Below are 17,366 nucleotides of genomic sequence, written 5' to 3'. Positions count from 1 at the left end.
GGTGAAGGGTTTGAGAGAGAAATGCTAGAGTATTTACGCGATCGCTTGATTCCGGAAATCCGTGAAATTGTCGATGATCACTCCTATACCCAGGATGCCTTGAGTGAGCGTTTGGCGAATGCAGGGCTGTTGCCGATGTTTGGCTTTCCCACTCGCGTCAGAGCTTTATATACTCGCTTTCCCCATCGTTCATCCCAATGGCCCCCCACCGATGGCGTGATTGACCGCAATTTAGATGTGGCGCTGAGTCAATTTGCCCCGGGTTCGCAAACCGTCAAGGATAAGGCGGTGCATACGGCTGTGGGCGTTGTCTCGCTCAAACCAGCAGGGGGAATCGTCCGTTCTGAACCTGGATTGTATCCGCCCCTGTCTGAGGGCAATCCTCACCCAATTGGACTCTGTGAACATTGTCAAGCCGTTGTCCCTCTACCCTCTTTATCAGACCCTTTACCGGGTAGTCAAGAGCCACAGAAGCAAACTTGTCCGGTTTGTAATTATGCTCAACCCTCACTCAAACCCTTGGATGTACGGGAACCGAAGGGATTTTTCACCGATTTAGAGCCAGAGGATTTTGAGGGACAATTTGAATGGCAACCGCGCTCAACTCGTCCGTCTCTGAGTATTCAGACTGAAAATGCGGATGCGGCGACGGTTGGTAACTGTGCAGTGATGAATTTGAGCGATCGCATTCTCTCGGTGAATGATAATGGGGGTAACGGTGGGTTTGACTTTTACACCCGTGTGAAGATTTACGGTAAAGTCTCCAAGCCCGGAGCTTATGCAGTCAAACTTGGAGCCACAGAGGAGGAAGACGGCGCGGTTGCAGCATCAGGAAATTGTCACCGAGTTGCTTTAATTTCACGACGCAAGACAGATGTTTTACTGGTTAATATTGAACAATGGTCTCCAGGAGTCTTTGCTGACCCAACCACTGTAGAAGGACGGGCGGCTTGGTACTCCTTTGCCTTTTGGTTACGGATTGCGGCGGGTTATTGTTTAGATGTGGATGCATTGGAACTACAGGCGGGATTTCGTTCCCTTCCTGGTGAGGATGATAAGCCAATTGGTCAAGCGTTCTTGTGCGATCAACTAGAAAATGGTGCAGGTTATTGTCGATTATTAGCGCAACCCCAAGAGTTTGCGGCTTTAATGAATTTGGCACAACCAACCAATCAGGATGGGATTGCTTGGGAATGGATCGATTCTAAGCTTGATCCCCAAGGGTCACAACCTCACGGCAGCAAGTGCGATACCTCCTGTAATCTCTGTCTACGAGATTTTAGCAATCTTCCCTATCATGGTTTACTCGATTGGCGATTGGCTTTGGATATGGCGAGAATTGCGTTATCATCTGCTAATCGGGTTGATCTGAGTTCGCCTTGGCATGAGTTAAGAAATCCTTGGCTCAATCTTCTGGAGGGAGAAAATGCTGCAATTCCTAGAATTATCAGGAGTTTGGGGTATCTTTCTTCCGAGTCATTTGGCAGTTTACAAGGATATGTTCCTCAGGGAAAAGGGAGAGTGCGATCGCGGGTTTTGATTATCCGTCATCCCCTTTGGACTGATCAGCATCCTGAGTGGCAACGTGCTGTAGAGGTGGCTCAAGAGCGATATCCTAGTTTTGAGGTGAAGTCGGCTAATCCGTTTAAGATTTTGCGACGACCTGCGGATTATGTTTGATTCTAACGGTTAATTCATTTGCGTTTATAAGAAGTCCCAACAAGCTAACGATGGCGTTGGGTTACTCTTTGAGAAGGCTTCGCCTACGTTCCTCAACCCAACCTACAAAGGGCGCGGACAGCATACATTTTTTTGTACAACTCCATCGGCTCCGATTCTAACAATGATTGTGTCGCCATTTTCAAAATCCCATGTATGGTCAGTTATTATATCGCCATCGGGTCTTCTTATTGCCTGCATTGAGATGCCAGGACTTCCCAAAATTATTTGTACTTCTTCCAGAGTCATACCCATTTCAATAGTTTGATAAAGCGCATTGATTTTTTCATTAATTTTTTCATCAGACACTGTTTGCTTGATCGCGGCGGATTTTTCAGAATTTTCAAGATTCGTGGTGGCTGGAAAAGGTGCACTATAAGCAGTGCTTTTAAATAACAATAACGAAGTAAATAGTATGAGTGTGGTCGAATACAGAAGCTTTATAATTTCCATGATTTTGAAATCGCTATGAGGTTATACTTCATTGCCCGGACATCTATTACTGAGTAAATTTTGGGAATAATTTTGGGCATAACTCTCACCTAAACTTGTTTAGTTAAATAGTTCTCCTACTATACCACTAAACCCCGGTAGAATCGAAGTTGTTAGTACATCTTGAGCAAACAATGTTACTACTAATTTCAGCATCGCCTGTTCACGACGATAAACTTTAATCTCCTGCTTCTGGCGATCGAGAATCCAATACTCTTGCACTCCCTGGGTGGAATAAAGTTTGAGCTTTAACTCTAAATCCCGTTGTCTATCTTTATTCCCTTTTGATAGCACTTCAACAACCAACTCAGGTGCATCAGTTAAGTGTCCCGACTCATCTAAGCATTCCTCTAATCGCTGATTACTTGCCCAAACCACATCAGGGATAACGCTATCGGTAGCTGAGAAAATAATACCCGGAGCGATCGCGGCTCTACCTAAACCTGTCTGACGCGACCAAGTCTGTAACTGAGCATACACATTTCCAGTAACCTCCTGATGTTTCCAATGAGGCGCTCTCGTCACAATCAGTTCTCCATCAATGATTTCATACCGTTTTCCGTCTTCTGGAAAGAGTTCTAAATCACCAACAGTCCAGCGAACTTGTTCTGTGGTTATCATAGCAATTGCAATGACCTAAAAAAAGGTACTATCTCTATCTTAACGTAAATGGCACTGATTTTAGGGTTTTGTAGTAAGCGATGCAGGTATTTACGCAACTCCAAACCTAGCTTAGTTTCACAGCGAGTTGCTCAAGTCCAAGCTTGGTGGACTAAAATCCATATCCAGTCAGCTTTAGCTGACTTGAGCTTTTAGCCCGAACTTTAGTTCAGGGCTTAAAGTTTCTGCGGTGCAAGGTAATCTCTAAATGTCCCTTCTGATACAATAACTTTAACGGTTTCCACAGCTCCTTATCCTCTGAAATCTGTTGCCGAAGTTTAGCAATCGAGACTTCATCACCCAAAGAGTCAATCGCCTCTAAAAGCTGTCTCTCCTCCGCCTGAAGATTCTCATCTTTGTCGAACTCAAGTGTCACCCATTCCGCCTGTAAGTTCTGTTCTACTTCAGCAATAGCTTGCAGTTGCCTGATTTGTTCCTCTCCGGCTCCTCCAGCTTCTATCAATTTCGATAATTCCTTGACCCGTTCATCTAAGCTACGTTTCAAACGACTAACTTGACTCAATAACTCTTGTACATCTTGATGGCGTTCTTGAGCCAGAAACGATAAATCTTGTTCCAGCTTTTCCCATTGGTAAATTTTGCGATCGCACCAATTATTCAGCTTATCTAAAAACACCTGTCTCAGGGTTTGGTAAGAACCCTTCTCGTCTTCCTCATCAAACCGACAGAGATTACTTAGACAAGTTTCATTGTCTGAAATCCGCACCAACAGGGATTGATACTGGCTGAGACGTTGCTCAAAAGCCTCCCGCCGCGATCGCCGATCTCGTAAAAGCTCTTGTTCAAGTTCAACTAAAGGGCGCTGTAACTGCTCATACTCCCTAAACCCCTCTATTTTGTGAGTTGCAAAATAGGTAACCACTCGGTCAACAAATTCATCATCATAACGTCTTAGCTTTTGAGAGTCATTCACCAAATTCTCTCGCAACACCTCAGCGCGAGTCAAAATAATTCGCCACTGTTCCAAACCCGCCACCCAATCCTGAAGCGTTCTTTTCCTATTTTCGTAACTTCTCAACGACTGAAAACACTGCTCTCTTTGGCGATATAAGCTTAAAATATTACCCTCCTCTAAACCAATCGAATGACTGGTTTTATAGCAATCTTTATCAAGCTGTTTAACTTGCCGTTCCAAAGTCGTCCGGTAATCATTGAGACAGGGTTCTAAACCACTGTTGCCAATAATAAGCTGACTCACTTTAGAGTTAATCAACTCTCTGGTCAAATTTTCTAACCGCCGTTTCATATCACCTAGTTCTTGCTCAAGCGCCGAGTGTTTCTCCTGGCGAAATTCTTCAACTTGCTCACCCATTCCTTGTATCGTTCTCTGAAGTTGATCGAGAACTACCGTCGCTTCCATTAAATCCCCTGCTTTGTCATCAGATATAGATTGTGGCTTCCCTGACTCAAAAACAGTTGATTCAAAAAGATTTAATTGTGCCGTATCATCGTCTTTTGCCAATGCATCAACTACCCAACTCAGAGTTTTTTCAGCTTCATCTAAACCTTGTTCAACGTCATGAAGCATCGCCTCATCAAAAGCGCCTCGCCACTCAGAAACCCGGTGGCGAAGTTCATTTAACTGACCCCTTAAATCATCAGGTTCTAGTTCCGCTACAGCTTGACGAACAATTCCCTTTTGTCGCTCCCACTCAATATAGCGTCGCACTCGTAACCATTCAATCGCTTCCTCAAACTCGTCTTGAAGATAGCCCAACCGCTTCACCTCTTGCCATAATTCTCGATAGTCTAACGCTTTACTATCTTCTTGTCCTTGTCGCGTCTCAATGACTTGCGTTCTTCCGGTTAATTTCAAAGCTTGAACAATAAATTCTTCCAGAGAATGTGAGGTAAATTGGACTTGAGAAAATTCTCCCTTCTTGCTAGCAATCTTATAATCAGCAATCAAACCATGCTTCTGAAAAATTGCCAAAACACTCGGCAATCCTGAACCCATTGTCTCAAATAACCGTTCAAAATCTGCTTTGGAAACTTGATACAACTGACGCCCCCGACGAACAGCAAGAGGCACTTTCTCCAGCGTCACTTTATATTTAAGCAAGGTAGGACGCAAGTTGTTGTAGAAAGACTGATAGTTAGGAAAAAGAGCTTTACATTTCAGATAAAACACTGACTCAATTAGTTTCGTTTCCGCACCTTTCACCTTCTCTAGCCCCTCAATCGTCCAACTATCATGTCGAGCTTCTGAAAATAACAATCGCAGGGCATACTGATGACATTCCTGACGATGGTGTTCCAATCTCGCCCGATCTGCCTTACTCACTTCCGGATTATCCAATAGCCAATCTTGAATATAATCAGAGAGAGTAAGCAGCGTACAAGCAGAACACTGTTCCGCCGGGATAACTTTTTTCAATAAACCAAAAACAGTGGGATATCCCCCTTCAAAACGGCGACTAAGCTGAATATGAAAATCAACCTGACCCGTTCCCGCGATCGCAGTTATTTTTTGCTGACTCTCAGGCGCTTTCCGCTCATAACTTAGGTAAAATCGCCAATCTAAATGACTGTCTTCAGGCGGAATAAATCTCATTAAGCCAGAATCGAGACTCCCGACACTAATGACTAAAGAACGGTTGGGAAATTCCGGATTATATCGTTCTGGCGCACCATTGAGAAAAGTATAGGAGCCAAATCGATCCACATTCCAGGCTTGAGGATAGCGCCAATTCCAATTCCCTTTTTGACCGACTCGCTTAACCGGAAACAACAAAGGCAGAATATCGGAACGGAAAATCTTGGCAGCCATCTCTTCTTTTTGCCCATCATGCCAATCCCGAAACCAACGCTGGCGAAACCGATTCAATATTTTATCAACAACGGTGGGAGTATTTGGCTGACTTAATGCCACCAAGGCATAGCGATTGTGGCTAAGTTGGATAATATGTACACCATACAACTGATCATCATCAGCTAATTCCCTAAGACTGATTTTCAATCCAAATTCCTGTGCCACCGATTCAGAAAGTCCCCCCGGAAAAATAGCCAGAAGCCGAATCACCTCTCGTCCTTGAGAATGCCTTTGCACAGGTTCTAGCTGTTCTAAGGTGTTAATCGCATGATTAATTCGGTGTTGACTCGCCCCATAAAACTGCACTCGTCCGGCTAAATAATCATTAATTAAATCTAGGGGAGTGTAGGGACGATTATTATCTCGGGCAAAACCAACCAAGCGTTTATAGACTTCAATAACCGTGCGCGGACCATTACTGAAATCTTTGCGATCGCACAACTGTCCTAAACTCTCAATTGTCGCCGGATGTGCAACTTGTTCCGGCTTAACTCCATCATCCAAAAACTTATCACACAACGAATGCCAAAGTTGCTCAGGAAACTCAGAACTATAAGCATCTGCGAGTCGGAGAAAAACGTGCTGCTGCTTCATCCGGTGGATAATATCACCCGCTTGTTCCTCAATCGCCGATTCCGTGGGATCTGTCGGCATACTAAAAATTAACGCCACAGGCGTATTTCCTAATGATCTCATCCCTTTAACTAAATTACTCAAAATTTGAATTCGGGCGCTAGAACCTTCTTCCGTTCGCAAAAATTCTTGGCTTTCATCAGCGAATATGGCTAACCCTTTCATTCCCCCTTGCTGGAGAATCGGAATACTCTCTTGCCAAAAACTCAACACACTATCGGTGTTGGTAATATCAGTCTTTAAGTCTTGAACAATTTTCAGGGCTTTGTCTTCAGATAGCCTGTACTTCCGGGCTAGTTCTGCGGCTTGCGATGATCGAGACTGTTTGCCATATTTAACATACAATGCCTCAATTTCTGGAATACGTTCAGGTGGCACACAAGTCTTAATCCAACCATACGTGGCAACCATCAAGTTATCCAATTCCTTAAACTTGAACGGTGGCACCGCCACAATCTGATGTTGCTGACACTGATGCCACAAATAAACCAGTGTTGCCGTCTTACCATAGCCATAGTCAGCACTCAGATAGCCATTGACAGGCTTCCCCTGGCAAATTTCAGCAATTAAGCGATCACGCAGAGTCTTTACCCGTAAGAGAGGGTCGTAGCTACTAGCATACAACCGATAACGATTAGCTACACCTTGAGGGTCATCTTCTATCTGGGATGGATTAACCGTATCGACAATTGCCGCGATCGCATCCAGTTGTTCTAATAGCCGTTTCATAGATGTAGCCAGTACAGAAAGAGTCATTATCCAATCATAATCTAGTCGGGGTGAAGGGTGGGAGCCTAGTAACACTGATTTCTCGGATTTAGAGGGAGGTTAGAGGTGGGGGATTAGAGGTTAGTAGCACTGATTACACAGAGATGTTAGTTCTCAATGGGGAAAAGATGATTCGATTTTGAAGGAAATTATTTAGTTCTCTGTGTTAATCTGTGTGCTTCACTATTCAGTGTTCTGTCTATGTCATTCAATCTGTGTCAATCTGTGTCATGAATCCGACCATCAGGCATTGTCGCCCCCTGCAAATTTGCCCCGATTAAATTCGTGGTACTCAATTCTGCCCGTGTCAGATTAGCATTGCTCAAATTAGCCCCCATTAGGTTTGTTCTTGCCAAATATGCCTCAATCAAATCCGACTCACTCAAATTCGCTTCCCGTAAATTTGCCCGACTCAAATCCGCCCGATTCAATCGCGCAAAACTCAGATTTCCCCGACTCACTTGGGCTTTACTCAACTTCACATCTGGCATAACAGCGCCCTGTAAATTCACTCCGGTTAAATCGGCTTCACTTAAAATTGCCCGTTCCAATTTCACATTCTTCAGAATAGCGCCGCGCAAATTCGCGCCCATCAAATTCACTTCTGTCAAAAATGCCGAACTCAAATTGGCGCCACTCAAATCTGCCCCCCGCAAATCAGCTTCCCGCAAATTTGTTTCCCTTAAATTGGCACCACTTAAGTTAACTTTCAACAAATCTGCTCCCCGTAAATCTGCCCCTTGTAAATCGACGTTCTGCAAGATTGCCCCCCGCAGCTTAGCAGTATACATACGCTTCTCTTCTCGCAAATTAGCCCCGCGCAAACAGGCACCGGTTAAATCCGCCCCACTTAAATTTGCCCCCCGCAAATCAGCATCCATTAAATTTGCATCGAGCAAACTGGCTAATGTCAGATTGGCGCTTCTTAAGTCAGCACTTTGTAAACTTGCCCCATGTAAATCGGCATTACTTAAATTAACACCACTCAGCCAAGCCTGATTTAAATTCGCGCCACTTAACCGCGTCCCCACTAAATTTGCTTTCCTTAAATTAGCGCGACTCAGGTAGGCAAAAATTAGCGTAGCGCCATGTAAATCAGCACCACTGAGAACAATACCAATTAAGTCCGCCCCAAACAAATTGACCCCACTGAGACTGACACCACTAAACTTCGTTTCTCCCGCTTCATAGCGCTGTAGGAGTTCTTTAACGTTCATAAAGTCGTTTCATTGATTGTGCGATCGCGCCAGCGGCTTGAGTGTTTTCATCGGCGTCTTCCAGGGCTTCTGCTGTCTGGTAAAGCTTAGCTTCAAGTTCCTCAAGTGTGGGACAATTAGAAAACAGTTCAAACAACAAATCGTCTAAGGGCTTGGCTTTCATTAATAACCAATCATGTTGCGTTTTTTGAACTGGGCGATAGAGTGCCGAAAAAATTAATAATTTTGCCCGTAACGGGGTCGTATATTTCATTACATTCAGACGTAAATCAAAGGGATCATAAGGGTAGGTTTGTGACGTTGAATCCTGAGTGGCATTTTGCCCAATTTCCTGACCTTTAACAAGTGGGAATTGAGGATTGGGGATTGGGGATTGGGGATTAGGAAATTCTCTCTGGTTGTCCTTATCTTCCCGTTTTCGCGTCCCTATATTGACCTGTGGGGGCAATTTTGTCGGTGGTGGCGCTGGCGGCTGCGATCGCACCGCTTTAGCTGATTTGACACTAGTGATTTCTGAATCATCAGTATAGAGTTTTTGTAGCGCCTTTAAAATCGTTTTTGCCACGACAATATATTCCGCCTGTCGGTTGAGCGTTTGCACTTGCTGCTTGAGTGCTGCACTCAGTTTTTCGATGCTGGGGTAAGATTCTTTTAGGTCTTGAATTAAATCTGCCAAGTTCAATTGTTCTAGAATCTGTGACTCTGTTTCCCACCGATTTTTGCAGACATAAACCATGAGTTTTTTGAGCCGCAGGATATTACTATCTTCTTCCAGTTCCCTGGCGATTTCTGAGACAATCCATGGCGGCTGACTTGAAGCTTTAGTCTGGGATTTTACGGCGACGACTTGAGTTAATTCGTCGGGTTCGCTATAGAGAGGTTCTAATTGATGAATAATCGTATCAGCCACTAGTAAATATTCCGCTTGGCGGTTCAACGTTTCAGCAAAGCTATAAAGCGTTGAACGAAGCTGATCTAGACTGAAATGGGAGGCGCGAAGTTGTTGGATTAAATCGGATAATTCATACTGGTTCAGAATTTGGAGCTCGTTTTCCCACTGATTTTGGCAGGTATAAACCATTAACTTTTTAATCCGTGTTGAATTGTCGTGGGTTTCCAAATTTTTAACAATTCTATCTAAACTTAATAACCCTGGCATTAATCTGAATGATGAATTGTGAAATTATCGCTTTTATAGAGAAATAATCCGCCGCGTTTTGTTCGTGAGCCGGACGCTTTGAACATTGGTACGTTTTTAGAATCTTTAGCACATATTATTTTATTTGTCAATAGTTTTGTTCAAAGGGGTTTCCAACTCTACTAACTCTATGATATCAAGACTGTCATTTGTCATACTCTCTTTCATCAACAATCATGCTATTTAAGTTCTCTCCCCTGCTCCCCCTGCTGGGCGGGTTTATTTAAGTTATCAGTTTTTGGCATAAGTTATCTGTAAAACCCGCCCCTACATCCCCTGCTTCCTCTGCTAAGAGACGTGCCATGGCACGTCTGGAACAGGCTCCCCCATCTCCCCTAGAAATCATCCTGATCAACTGGCACACTCTAAGAAAATTATAAATACTGACCCCTTTTAGGGACAGTTTGACCCCTTATCGACGAGTCGTAATCGACTCACTCTAAATCACTATGTTATTTACTCGTCAACAACTCAAAGCCAAAAAACGCAATGCCAAACGGCTCAGTCAATTACTCCAAGAGGCTAGAAGAGAACTTGAACACAATATTATCATGTTGGAGGATACGGTTTTCGACCAAGGTAGTTGGCAACTGTCGGATATTTTACCCTCTCAAAATGCTCATTCTGTGATCGGCGAAATTCTCGCGATCGCGGATGCCTGGGAACAACTCAACCATTTTGAAATTGAGGAAAAGTTAGATCATATCGAGGGTAAATTCTATCAAAACTAAAGCATTCTGTTTAATTGACTCTATAATCCAAAATCCCACAACCCAAAGTTGTGGGATTTTGGATTAACTATCAAGAAACACTAGGCTTACAATTACTCCCTTCCCGGTAGAAGATTACCTATTTTTCTCTTTCCCTGCTCTCCTAGAAGGGCGGGTTTAATGTAGGGGCGGGTTTGACTACTATCATTCAGGGTTGCACCCAGATATGACTAAACCCGCCCCGACTGTCTTTGTCTGCTATAGAAGAAACATTACGGAGAATCCATCATTATTTGCACAGACGAACTCATCCGCATCAGCGTTTCTTGATCACTCTCAGGTGCCGTAACCAAAAATTCCATATTAGAAAGTGTAGACATCATGCCATTAAGAGGCATGATCCGATCAAACCCGATAGTCATTGTTCCAGCGCTTTGCGTGGCAAAAGACTGAACCTTAAAATTCACACCGGGAGGCGCTCCAGGAAGATCCATCTGGCTCGATTCTTGAGATTGCTGTTGCATACTCATCTTTAGCGTGACCTGATCATCCTCAATATCTTCCACCTCATATAAGACTTGGATCTGATCCAATGGCAACTCGGAAACGGGTACAGCGCTAGATACTTGCCACGTTGCTCCCACTCCTACGGCTTCTTCGGGAAAAGGTACCGCTGATAATTGCTCTAAAGAACTCAACATTTGCTGTAGAAGTTGTTCGAGGTTGGGATCAAGATCCTCCGGTAAAGATACGTTCACATCTTTAGTGATTCCCTGCTCATCAATCACAAAGGTAATCGTCACATCCTTGAGTTGTTGCAGTTGTGCTCGCAGAGTCCGAATCAGTTCCGGCGGAGCGGTTTTATCCGAAACCACATCCACCTCAGTGTAAGTCACTTTAATCTGAGCATCCCCATTCGCCTCAACCTGAGTCACTTCTGACTCAACGCTCATCTGTATAGCCGGCATATTGATATTAGGCATCACCTGACCATCCACCGTCCCCGTCATGTCCATATTCATGGTTAAGACTGTGGTTTGCTTGGTGTTGGCGGCGGGTTTAAACCGCAAAATTTGCCGGGGTTGAGCGCCTGGATAAAGTAAGACTATCGTTGATTTCGCTTCAGCCGCACTTTCGGTTGCATCGGGAAGGGTTTGGGGAGCAACTAATGGTGTTTGAGCATTGACAGAGGGAGAGGGTGGCGTTATCCCCCATCCGGCAATCAATAACACAACAGCACTCAGGACGACTGGTTTCTTCATCAGGTTATTCTAAAATTCAGATTCTCCTTTCAATCTAGCTCACCCGAGTTTATGGTAAATTCTAGAATCCTTTACCTGGGAATCGACTTCGGTACCTCTGGCGCACGAGCCATTGTGATTGACGCCACAGGTGCGGTGCAATCCGAAGCGCAATGTGGGTTTGAGGCGACTCCCCTGGCTGAATTAACGGCAATTTGGCAAAACACTCTATATCGGCTGATTGAGCAAATTCCGGCATCGATTCGACAGGACATTACTCGTATCGCCATTGATGGTACATCGGCAACTGTACTGCTGTGCGATCGCGAAGGTACTCCAATCACTGAGCCACTTCTTTATAATGATGCACGAGGCTATCAATTATTACAACAACTCGGTGCTACTCCCCTCACCTGTGTCTATACGGCGGGAGGAGGTGCTAAAAATACAACATGGACAGCCATTCGCGAACGTCAGCTACAGGTTGCCATTCGACCCCCCAAACACACAGAAGCAGCTTATGGTACGGCACTATTGAGTATGTAGGGGTTCACTTTCACGACTATCCTTTCTTCGCTAACCCAGATGCAACTCGCGCCCGCCCCAGTCAAGTGTTAACTATCAATGTGAACTCCCTGTTCTACGACAGATGACAAATAACCAATGACAAATGACGAATGAACCTATGCTGCTGACGGATGAATTGCTCCTATATTACAAACGCTGTCGGCGTCGGGCGTTTCTCGATTATTGTGGTGATCCGACTCAAAAAGATCCGCCCCAAGATTTTCTGCTGAAACTGCGCCAAGATAGCTCGGCACATCGGAAAGCTATCCTCAAAAGCGTGGAATACAATGGGAGCTATCTTTGTGCGGGAGAAAGTCCACTCCTATCCCTATTGCCTACTGGGGCAAACCTGACGCCGATACAAACCCCTCGCTATGGGCGAGATGATTGGCAGGCGGGAGCGAATGCGACTTGGGAGTTGATGCAGCAAGGAGTCGATTGTATTGCTAAGGGACTTTTGATCAGGCAAACAGTTGAGGGCGTCACGCTGCTGGGTTCTCCTGATTTATTGGTCAAACAACCGGGAAACTCGATTTTTGGGGATTGGATGTATGTGCCAGTATCCATTAAATTCGGCAGGCGTGCTAAGGCGGATTATCAAATCATCGCCGCGTTTTATGCCCATCTTTTGGGTGAAATACAGGGAATTTTGCCCAGTCATGCTTGGTTAATTTTACGTCGTCAAAATGCCTACTCGGTTACTCTGGACAAATGGCTACCCTTGATGCAGGCGGATTTGGCAGAATGTATGCAAACTTTGCAACAACCTCAAGCGCCAGAAGTCTTTATCTCACGGCAAAAATGTGGTCTTTGTCATTGGTATAGTAGCTGTTATGCGATCGCGCAGTCTCAAAAGCATATTTCTTTGATACCCGGTGTTACGCCAAATCGCTACCAGAGTTTGCAGGAGTTAGGGATAACCACGGTAGAATCCCTTGCCCAAGCTGAGATTAGCACCTTGGCATTTCTGTTTGGCAGCGAAGTGGCATCGAATTTGCTGCAACAGGCTCAATCTATTCAGCAAAATCGCGTGATTCTACGTCAGAGGTTTGATCCAGCTAGAGAGATTCCCCCATTCGACAAGTTGACGGAACCTGAGCACAACTTGAATGGTGATCGAGTCAATTCTCTCTCAGAGTCTCAGCCTTCCAGGGAATATACGGATATATTACCCAAAGCCTCTGTCGAACTCTTCTTTGATATCGAGGCTCAACCCGACTTAAATCTCGACTATTTACTGGGTATCTTGGTGATTGATCGATCGAGTAATACCGAGACATTTCACCCATTATTGGCAGAACATCCCGACGATGAAGCCGTCATCTGGCAGCAATTTTTAGAGTTGGTTTGGCTCTACCCCGATGCTCCCATCTTCCATTTTTCTGATTATGAAGTCGAAACCGTCAAACGCTTAGCCAAACTTTACAAAACCCCATTCACCCACCTACAGCCCTTACTGTCGCGCTTTGTCGATGTTCATAAGCAGGTGATGAGTAGGGTAACCCTACCCGTAGAAAGCTACTCGCTCAAACATTTAGCGCGGTGGTTAGGTTTTGAATGGCGCGATGCAGGGGTAACGGGTTCTCAATGCGTCTGTCTCTATGAGCAGTGGCTGACAACAGGCGATCGCTCCGTACTGGAGATTATCCAACGCTACAATGAAGATGATTGCCGCGCTACGTATCACCTGAAGAACTGGTTATGGGGATTTTTGCAAGCAAATACTCTTACCTCTGTCTAAAGAATGCAAAGTTATGCAAAGATTTCTGAAAAAATCAGAACTCGTTATTAATATTACAATTTTCTCTAAGGAATCAATGTTAGCGTAGATAACATTGAGGGCTTCGCAGTCGTAGAATCGGATGGAAGCCCTCTAGGAACTTTTAAGAGGTGATCGCTATGCTTCCCATCTTCCTGATTCTTTTGATCAGCGCCATCGCAAGTCTCTGGCTGTCTTTACGCGCCTCTCACGAAGTTTCCCGGGTTTTAGCTATAGGTAGCGCCATATTTTGCTTAATCTTTGGGTTTGCTATGGCACCGTGGGCTATTCAGGTTTTGATTGTTCTATCCCTCCTAGGCATCGAACGGTTATATCCCTTCCGGAAAACAGCCGCTGAATTGGTTACTCTCTCTCCGACCAAAAGACGATGATTTTTTCCTTGAGGTCTACTTCAGACTATCATTCATTCAGTCAGAGATTCTACTCCCCCAATCTATAACAGAAAAAATTTAATAAATGAATACCCCAGCTTTTAGTCTGGGGTATTTTGATCTTAAGTTTTCCTAGTGCAAATGTATTATACCAAGACTAAAGCCTTATCCCGTAATAGTTTTAGGGCTTACCCCCCTCAAAATTTGATTGTTCACCCGCTTCTTCTGCGTACTCCTGTGCTTCCATTGGACGTGCTATGGTACAGCGCTAGTCATCAGATAGCTCGTAATCGTCATCTAGCATGAGGACATAATCAGCCATCTGTTTAGCGTAATGAAGGACTCTAGGCACTTCTAAGAAGTCTTCGTATTGCAAAACTCCATGACGGGATTCGTGAGCGATCGCAGCTAAGTCGAGTAAGTTGTCCTTGTCATCGTCTTGATAGTAACCTATGGTAATCTCAACCAGAGAAGGGTGTCTCCAAGATTTTTTTGGTTGCTCTATCCTCGATAAATTGTTGGCAATGTCACTCATCGTCAAAGACTTATTACCAAGACTAAAAAATACACGGTCATTGTCTAGATTCCTGAATAAACCAGTAATAAATCCAGATATTTTTTCCCCATCCATCCCAAACCATTCTGATGTTTCATCCCCAGAGCGTAATCGGATAACCCGCAGTCCAGGGAATTCCTCAAAAACAGGTTGGTCTCGCTCGGCAAACGATAATCCCTCGACGGAAATTTGTCTATCCTGTAGCCACGTCCATTGCTGACGGATATTCTGAGCTAAACAGTAAAGTAATGTCGGCTTGTCCCTTAACTCTTTTTTGTTGAGAGTCTGCTGAATAAATGTTCGGATTTTAGCCTTACCTTTATCGTCATTGGTAAAACCTTCTCCATCCTTGTTTATGCGGGTCAAGGCTTCATCATAGGGCATCCATGATTCTAGACCGGGGAAAATAGCAGTGATTTCAGCCGTCCGAGAAGACATTTTAACAATGACGGGAATTGTTTGGGGTTTCCCATCAGCGCTAGTTTCGGACGTTCGATTGACCAACCATAGCCCTACTTCATTGATAGGGGTATCTGGGTCTACATGGGGAAGTGTTATGTCAGATGGAGCCATCCGCACTCCTAGAGAGCGTAATAGGTCGATAAAGCTACAGATAGCTTTTTGACAATAACTTTTTTGTTTGGGAGTAATAAATTTGCTGACAAGTCCCTCATCCGCAAAACCGAGACGAATCGCACGTTTTGGGTCTCCCCAAGGGGCTAACCAATGTTTATTTTCATTTTCTTTACCCTCGTCATTTCTTTCTACAAACTTCCAATGTTTTTTATCATAAAGTTCAAACCAAACTCCCACTTTACCACGTAGTTTTGATTGAACATGCTGCACAAGAGCAGCGACTTCCCGCCTTCGCTTATTTATCGCTTTTTCTCGCTCTGTACTCTTCGGTTTAAATTCAGGAGATAAATCTAAGCGTTGTGCTAAACCAGCCACTTCATCCACACAGATAGTCACTGTTAAACCTTCCGGAAACGAGTAAATTCCCGGTTCTGCATTTGGCAACCCTAAGCAGTACTTTATTGCTTTGAGACGTTCGACCAGATTTTCTTCGTTGATGTACCAAATCCAAATGGTTAAATGTTCACCAATGGATGAGCAAATTGCACGCCGCAATGTTGCTTGTTCACCACGATGTTCTTCATAAAACTGCTCCAGCCTCACCTGAAAATCCTTGTCCTCCTCTTTTAGTTCGGGTTTCCAGCTACGAAGATCTGACTCCTGTTTTTTTAAGAGTTCTTGGCGGCGCAATTGGTAATCGGATTCAGATTCTCTTTTTTTCTTGATACATTTCTTCAGTTCAGTTTCCTGTTTACGTAACCATCTTTTTTTTCTGGCTTCAAATTGCTTGTCGGTTTCGGCTTTTTTTCTAAGAAGAGGCTCATCAAAACTTTTTTTGGGCTTTTTCAAGTCAAAGAACTGACTTGACGGCTTGTCTGTACCATATTTTTCACGTTGACAATCTATCGGTTGCCAACAGTCCTTTAAGACATCAGCTATTTGGCTTAAGAGTTCGTGAGTATTAGCTGTAGGTAATCCTTTAGCTACTTTATGCTTGGGTTTCATCCCTTCTTTATAGGCAATGCCAATATTAGGATTACCGCTTAAAGCGTCTGAGGGATTAGCTAATATTTTTTGCGGTGTCACTGAAAGAATGTCTAAATTTTTCAGCAATATAGCTAGGTTTTCATCCCACTCAGCTACACCTTTCTTTAATACCATCCGGCAAGAGAGGAAATAATCTGTCCACTGCTCAGGATTTAGTGCTTGTCCCCAATTCAGTTGGGCGCGGATGCAGGCGTTACTACCGTGATTTTTTGACAATTTAGAATCGTTTACACTGAGCCAGCGCCTAATGCTTGGCTTAATATCTAATCGGGGATAATGCAAATCAGGTTCCTGCACCATCCTCACGGTTAAAACTATTGAATAATAGTAGGTTTGTCCGTCTTCTGTATAATTTAACGGCTGCCAAGATATTAACTCTGCTCCTTGCCCACTTGATGGTATCGTTCGGTAAAACTGAAGTTTTTCGCCATCCACTTCAAACTTTAGTCCGGGTTGGGTTAGTTCTTTCGCTAGGATATGAGGCAACAAAATAAAATCACTGCCAGAGAGTTTAGCTGTTCCATTTGGATAAGTTGTAAACTGCTTTGTATAGGATACCTCTCTCCTTTCCCAAACCAATTTTTCGGCAGACAGATAACTCATCACCAATTGTCGTTCCTGAGCAGTGATGCCAACTTTCCTTTTATTACTTGGTTCTTCGGGAAATTCTGTATCTATCCAATAAGATAAAATAGCTGACAAAGGTTTTTGGGGGAGTTGGTGAGGGCTGTATAACCAAAACTCCCCTGGTTTCGGCGATAGTTTGCCAATGTAAATTAAACCTGGAGCTAGTCTTAATGCTCTATCGAGAGACTTCACGGGAAGGCTAGCTTGTTCAATAGGTTTATTATCCCGCTTGGCAGTAAATCGTCTTATTTCTTGCTTGGCATCATCGGGAAACTTTAATCCAAAAAACTCTTGAGGTGGCAAGTCAGATTTTAAGCGGAAAGCACATAAACGGATTGTTGGGTAGACCATGAGTAATAACCTATAAGTAA

General features: G+C 44.1%; 12 protein-coding genes and 1 pseudogene. 5 read left to right on the top strand and 8 right to left on the bottom strand.

Going from position 1 to position 17,366, the window contains the following annotated elements; translation table 11 throughout:
• Positions 1–1,680, top strand: a pseudogene (locus RIM23_RS00465) (DEAD/DEAH box helicase); the annotation flags it as partial.
• 102 nt (positions 1,681–1,782) lie between these two features.
• Here RIM23_RS00465 and RIM23_RS00460 read toward each other — a convergent pair.
• The 6 genes from RIM23_RS00460 to RIM23_RS00435 form a co-directional block, all read right to left on the bottom strand.
• A complete protein-coding gene (locus RIM23_RS00460; protein WP_446363500.1) occupies positions 1,783–2,172 on the bottom strand; it encodes a hypothetical protein in 390 nt (129 codons plus the stop codon).
• 99 nt (positions 2,173–2,271) lie between these two features.
• Positions 2,272–2,832, bottom strand: coding sequence for a Uma2 family endonuclease (locus RIM23_RS00455; RefSeq protein ID WP_446363498.1), 561 nt, complete (start codon positions 2,830–2,832; stop codon positions 2,272–2,274).
• Positions 2,833–3,040: 208 nt separating this feature from the next.
• Positions 3,041–7,066, bottom strand: coding sequence for a hypothetical protein (locus tag RIM23_RS00450; protein WP_446363496.1), 4,026 nt, complete (start codon positions 7,064–7,066; stop codon positions 3,041–3,043).
• A 257-nt stretch (positions 7,067–7,323) separates the two neighbouring features.
• On the bottom strand, positions 7,324–8,322 hold the full coding sequence (locus tag RIM23_RS00445) for a pentapeptide repeat-containing protein (RefSeq protein WP_446363494.1): 999 nt from the start codon (positions 8,320–8,322) through the stop codon (positions 7,324–7,326).
• Positions 8,312–9,481: a hypothetical protein gene (locus RIM23_RS00440; protein ID WP_446363492.1), complete on the bottom strand. Its 1,170-nt coding sequence runs from the start codon at positions 9,479–9,481 to the stop codon at positions 8,312–8,314. The genes RIM23_RS00445 and RIM23_RS00440 overlap by 11 nt, the downstream gene beginning before the upstream one ends.
• A 262-nt stretch (positions 9,482–9,743) precedes the next feature.
• A complete protein-coding gene (locus RIM23_RS00435; RefSeq protein WP_446363490.1) occupies positions 9,744–9,866 on the bottom strand; it encodes a hypothetical protein in 123 nt (40 codons plus the stop codon).
• Positions 9,867–9,969: 103 nt separating this feature from the next.
• On the opposite strand from RIM23_RS00435, the gene RIM23_RS00430 reads away from it, so the two are divergent.
• Complete coding sequence (locus tag RIM23_RS00430) at positions 9,970–10,251, top strand: hypothetical protein (protein WP_446334964.1); 282 nt, start codon at positions 9,970–9,972, stop codon at positions 10,249–10,251.
• 251 nt (positions 10,252–10,502) lie between these two features.
• Here the strand turns inward: RIM23_RS00430 and RIM23_RS00425 are convergent, their stop codons facing one another.
• On the bottom strand, positions 10,503–11,492 hold the full coding sequence (locus tag RIM23_RS00425; RefSeq protein ID WP_446363488.1) for a hypothetical protein: 990 nt from the start codon (positions 11,490–11,492) through the stop codon (positions 10,503–10,505).
• 51 nt (positions 11,493–11,543) lie between these two features.
• Between RIM23_RS00425 and RIM23_RS00420 the strand changes: the two genes are divergently transcribed.
• The 3 genes from RIM23_RS00420 (at position 11,544) to RIM23_RS00410 (ending at position 14,189) form a co-directional block, all read left to right on the top strand.
• The gene (locus RIM23_RS00420; RefSeq protein ID WP_446363486.1) at positions 11,544–12,017 is read left to right on the top strand and encodes an FGGY family carbohydrate kinase; all 474 of its coding nucleotides are present in this window, start codon (positions 11,544–11,546) and stop codon (positions 12,015–12,017) included.
• Positions 12,018–12,141: 124 nt separating this feature from the next.
• Positions 12,142–13,779: a TM0106 family RecB-like putative nuclease gene (locus RIM23_RS00415; RefSeq protein ID WP_446363484.1), complete on the top strand. Its 1,638-nt coding sequence runs from the start codon at positions 12,142–12,144 to the stop codon at positions 13,777–13,779.
• Between the two features lie 158 nt (positions 13,780–13,937).
• A complete protein-coding gene (locus RIM23_RS00410; protein WP_446357609.1) occupies positions 13,938–14,189 on the top strand; it encodes a hypothetical protein in 252 nt (83 codons plus the stop codon).
• A 268-nt stretch (positions 14,190–14,457) separates the two neighbouring features.
• Here the strand turns inward: RIM23_RS00410 and RIM23_RS00405 are convergent, their stop codons facing one another.
• Positions 14,458–17,346: a pPIWI_RE module domain-containing protein gene (locus tag RIM23_RS00405; RefSeq protein WP_446363482.1), complete on the bottom strand. Its 2,889-nt coding sequence runs from the start codon at positions 17,344–17,346 to the stop codon at positions 14,458–14,460.
• Positions 17,347–17,366 lie beyond the last annotated feature (20 nt).

Source organism: Coleofasciculus sp. G3-WIS-01 (assembly GCF_040223135.1).
Classification (GTDB): domain Bacteria; phylum Cyanobacteriota; class Cyanobacteriia; order Cyanobacteriales; family Coleofasciculaceae; genus Coleofasciculus.
Note: the sequence above shows the minus strand (reverse complement) of the source record. Positions and strands in the feature narration are given on the sequence as shown.

Coding starts and splice junctions, on each gene's coding strand:
- RIM23_RS00420 (WP_446363486.1), top strand. CDS start 11,544: ATGGTAAATTCTAGAATCCTTTACCTGGGAATCGACTTCGGTACCTCT.
- RIM23_RS00455 (WP_446363498.1), bottom strand. CDS start 2,832: ATGATAACCACAGAACAAGTTCGCTGGACTGTTGGTGATTTAGAACTC.
- RIM23_RS00450 (WP_446363496.1), bottom strand. CDS start 7,066: ATGAAACGGCTATTAGAACAACTGGATGCGATCGCGGCAATTGTCGAT.
- RIM23_RS00425 (WP_446363488.1), bottom strand. CDS start 11,492: ATGAAGAAACCAGTCGTCCTGAGTGCTGTTGTGTTATTGATTGCCGGA.
- RIM23_RS00430 (WP_446334964.1), top strand. CDS start 9,970: ATGTTATTTACTCGTCAACAACTCAAAGCCAAAAAACGCAATGCCAAA.
- RIM23_RS00445 (WP_446363494.1), bottom strand. CDS start 8,322: ATGAACGTTAAAGAACTCCTACAGCGCTATGAAGCGGGAGAAACGAAG.
- RIM23_RS00415 (WP_446363484.1), top strand. CDS start 12,142: ATGACGAATGAACCTATGCTGCTGACGGATGAATTGCTCCTATATTAC.
- RIM23_RS00460 (WP_446363500.1), bottom strand. CDS start 2,172: ATGGAAATTATAAAGCTTCTGTATTCGACCACACTCATACTATTTACT.
- RIM23_RS00440 (WP_446363492.1), bottom strand. CDS start 9,481: ATGCCAGGGTTATTAAGTTTAGATAGAATTGTTAAAAATTTGGAAACC.
- RIM23_RS00410 (WP_446357609.1), top strand. CDS start 13,938: ATGCTTCCCATCTTCCTGATTCTTTTGATCAGCGCCATCGCAAGTCTC.
- RIM23_RS00435 (WP_446363490.1), bottom strand. CDS start 9,866: ATGATTTCTAGGGGAGATGGGGGAGCCTGTTCCAGACGTGCCATGGCA.
- RIM23_RS00405 (WP_446363482.1), bottom strand. CDS start 17,346: ATGGTCTACCCAACAATCCGTTTATGTGCTTTCCGCTTAAAATCTGAC.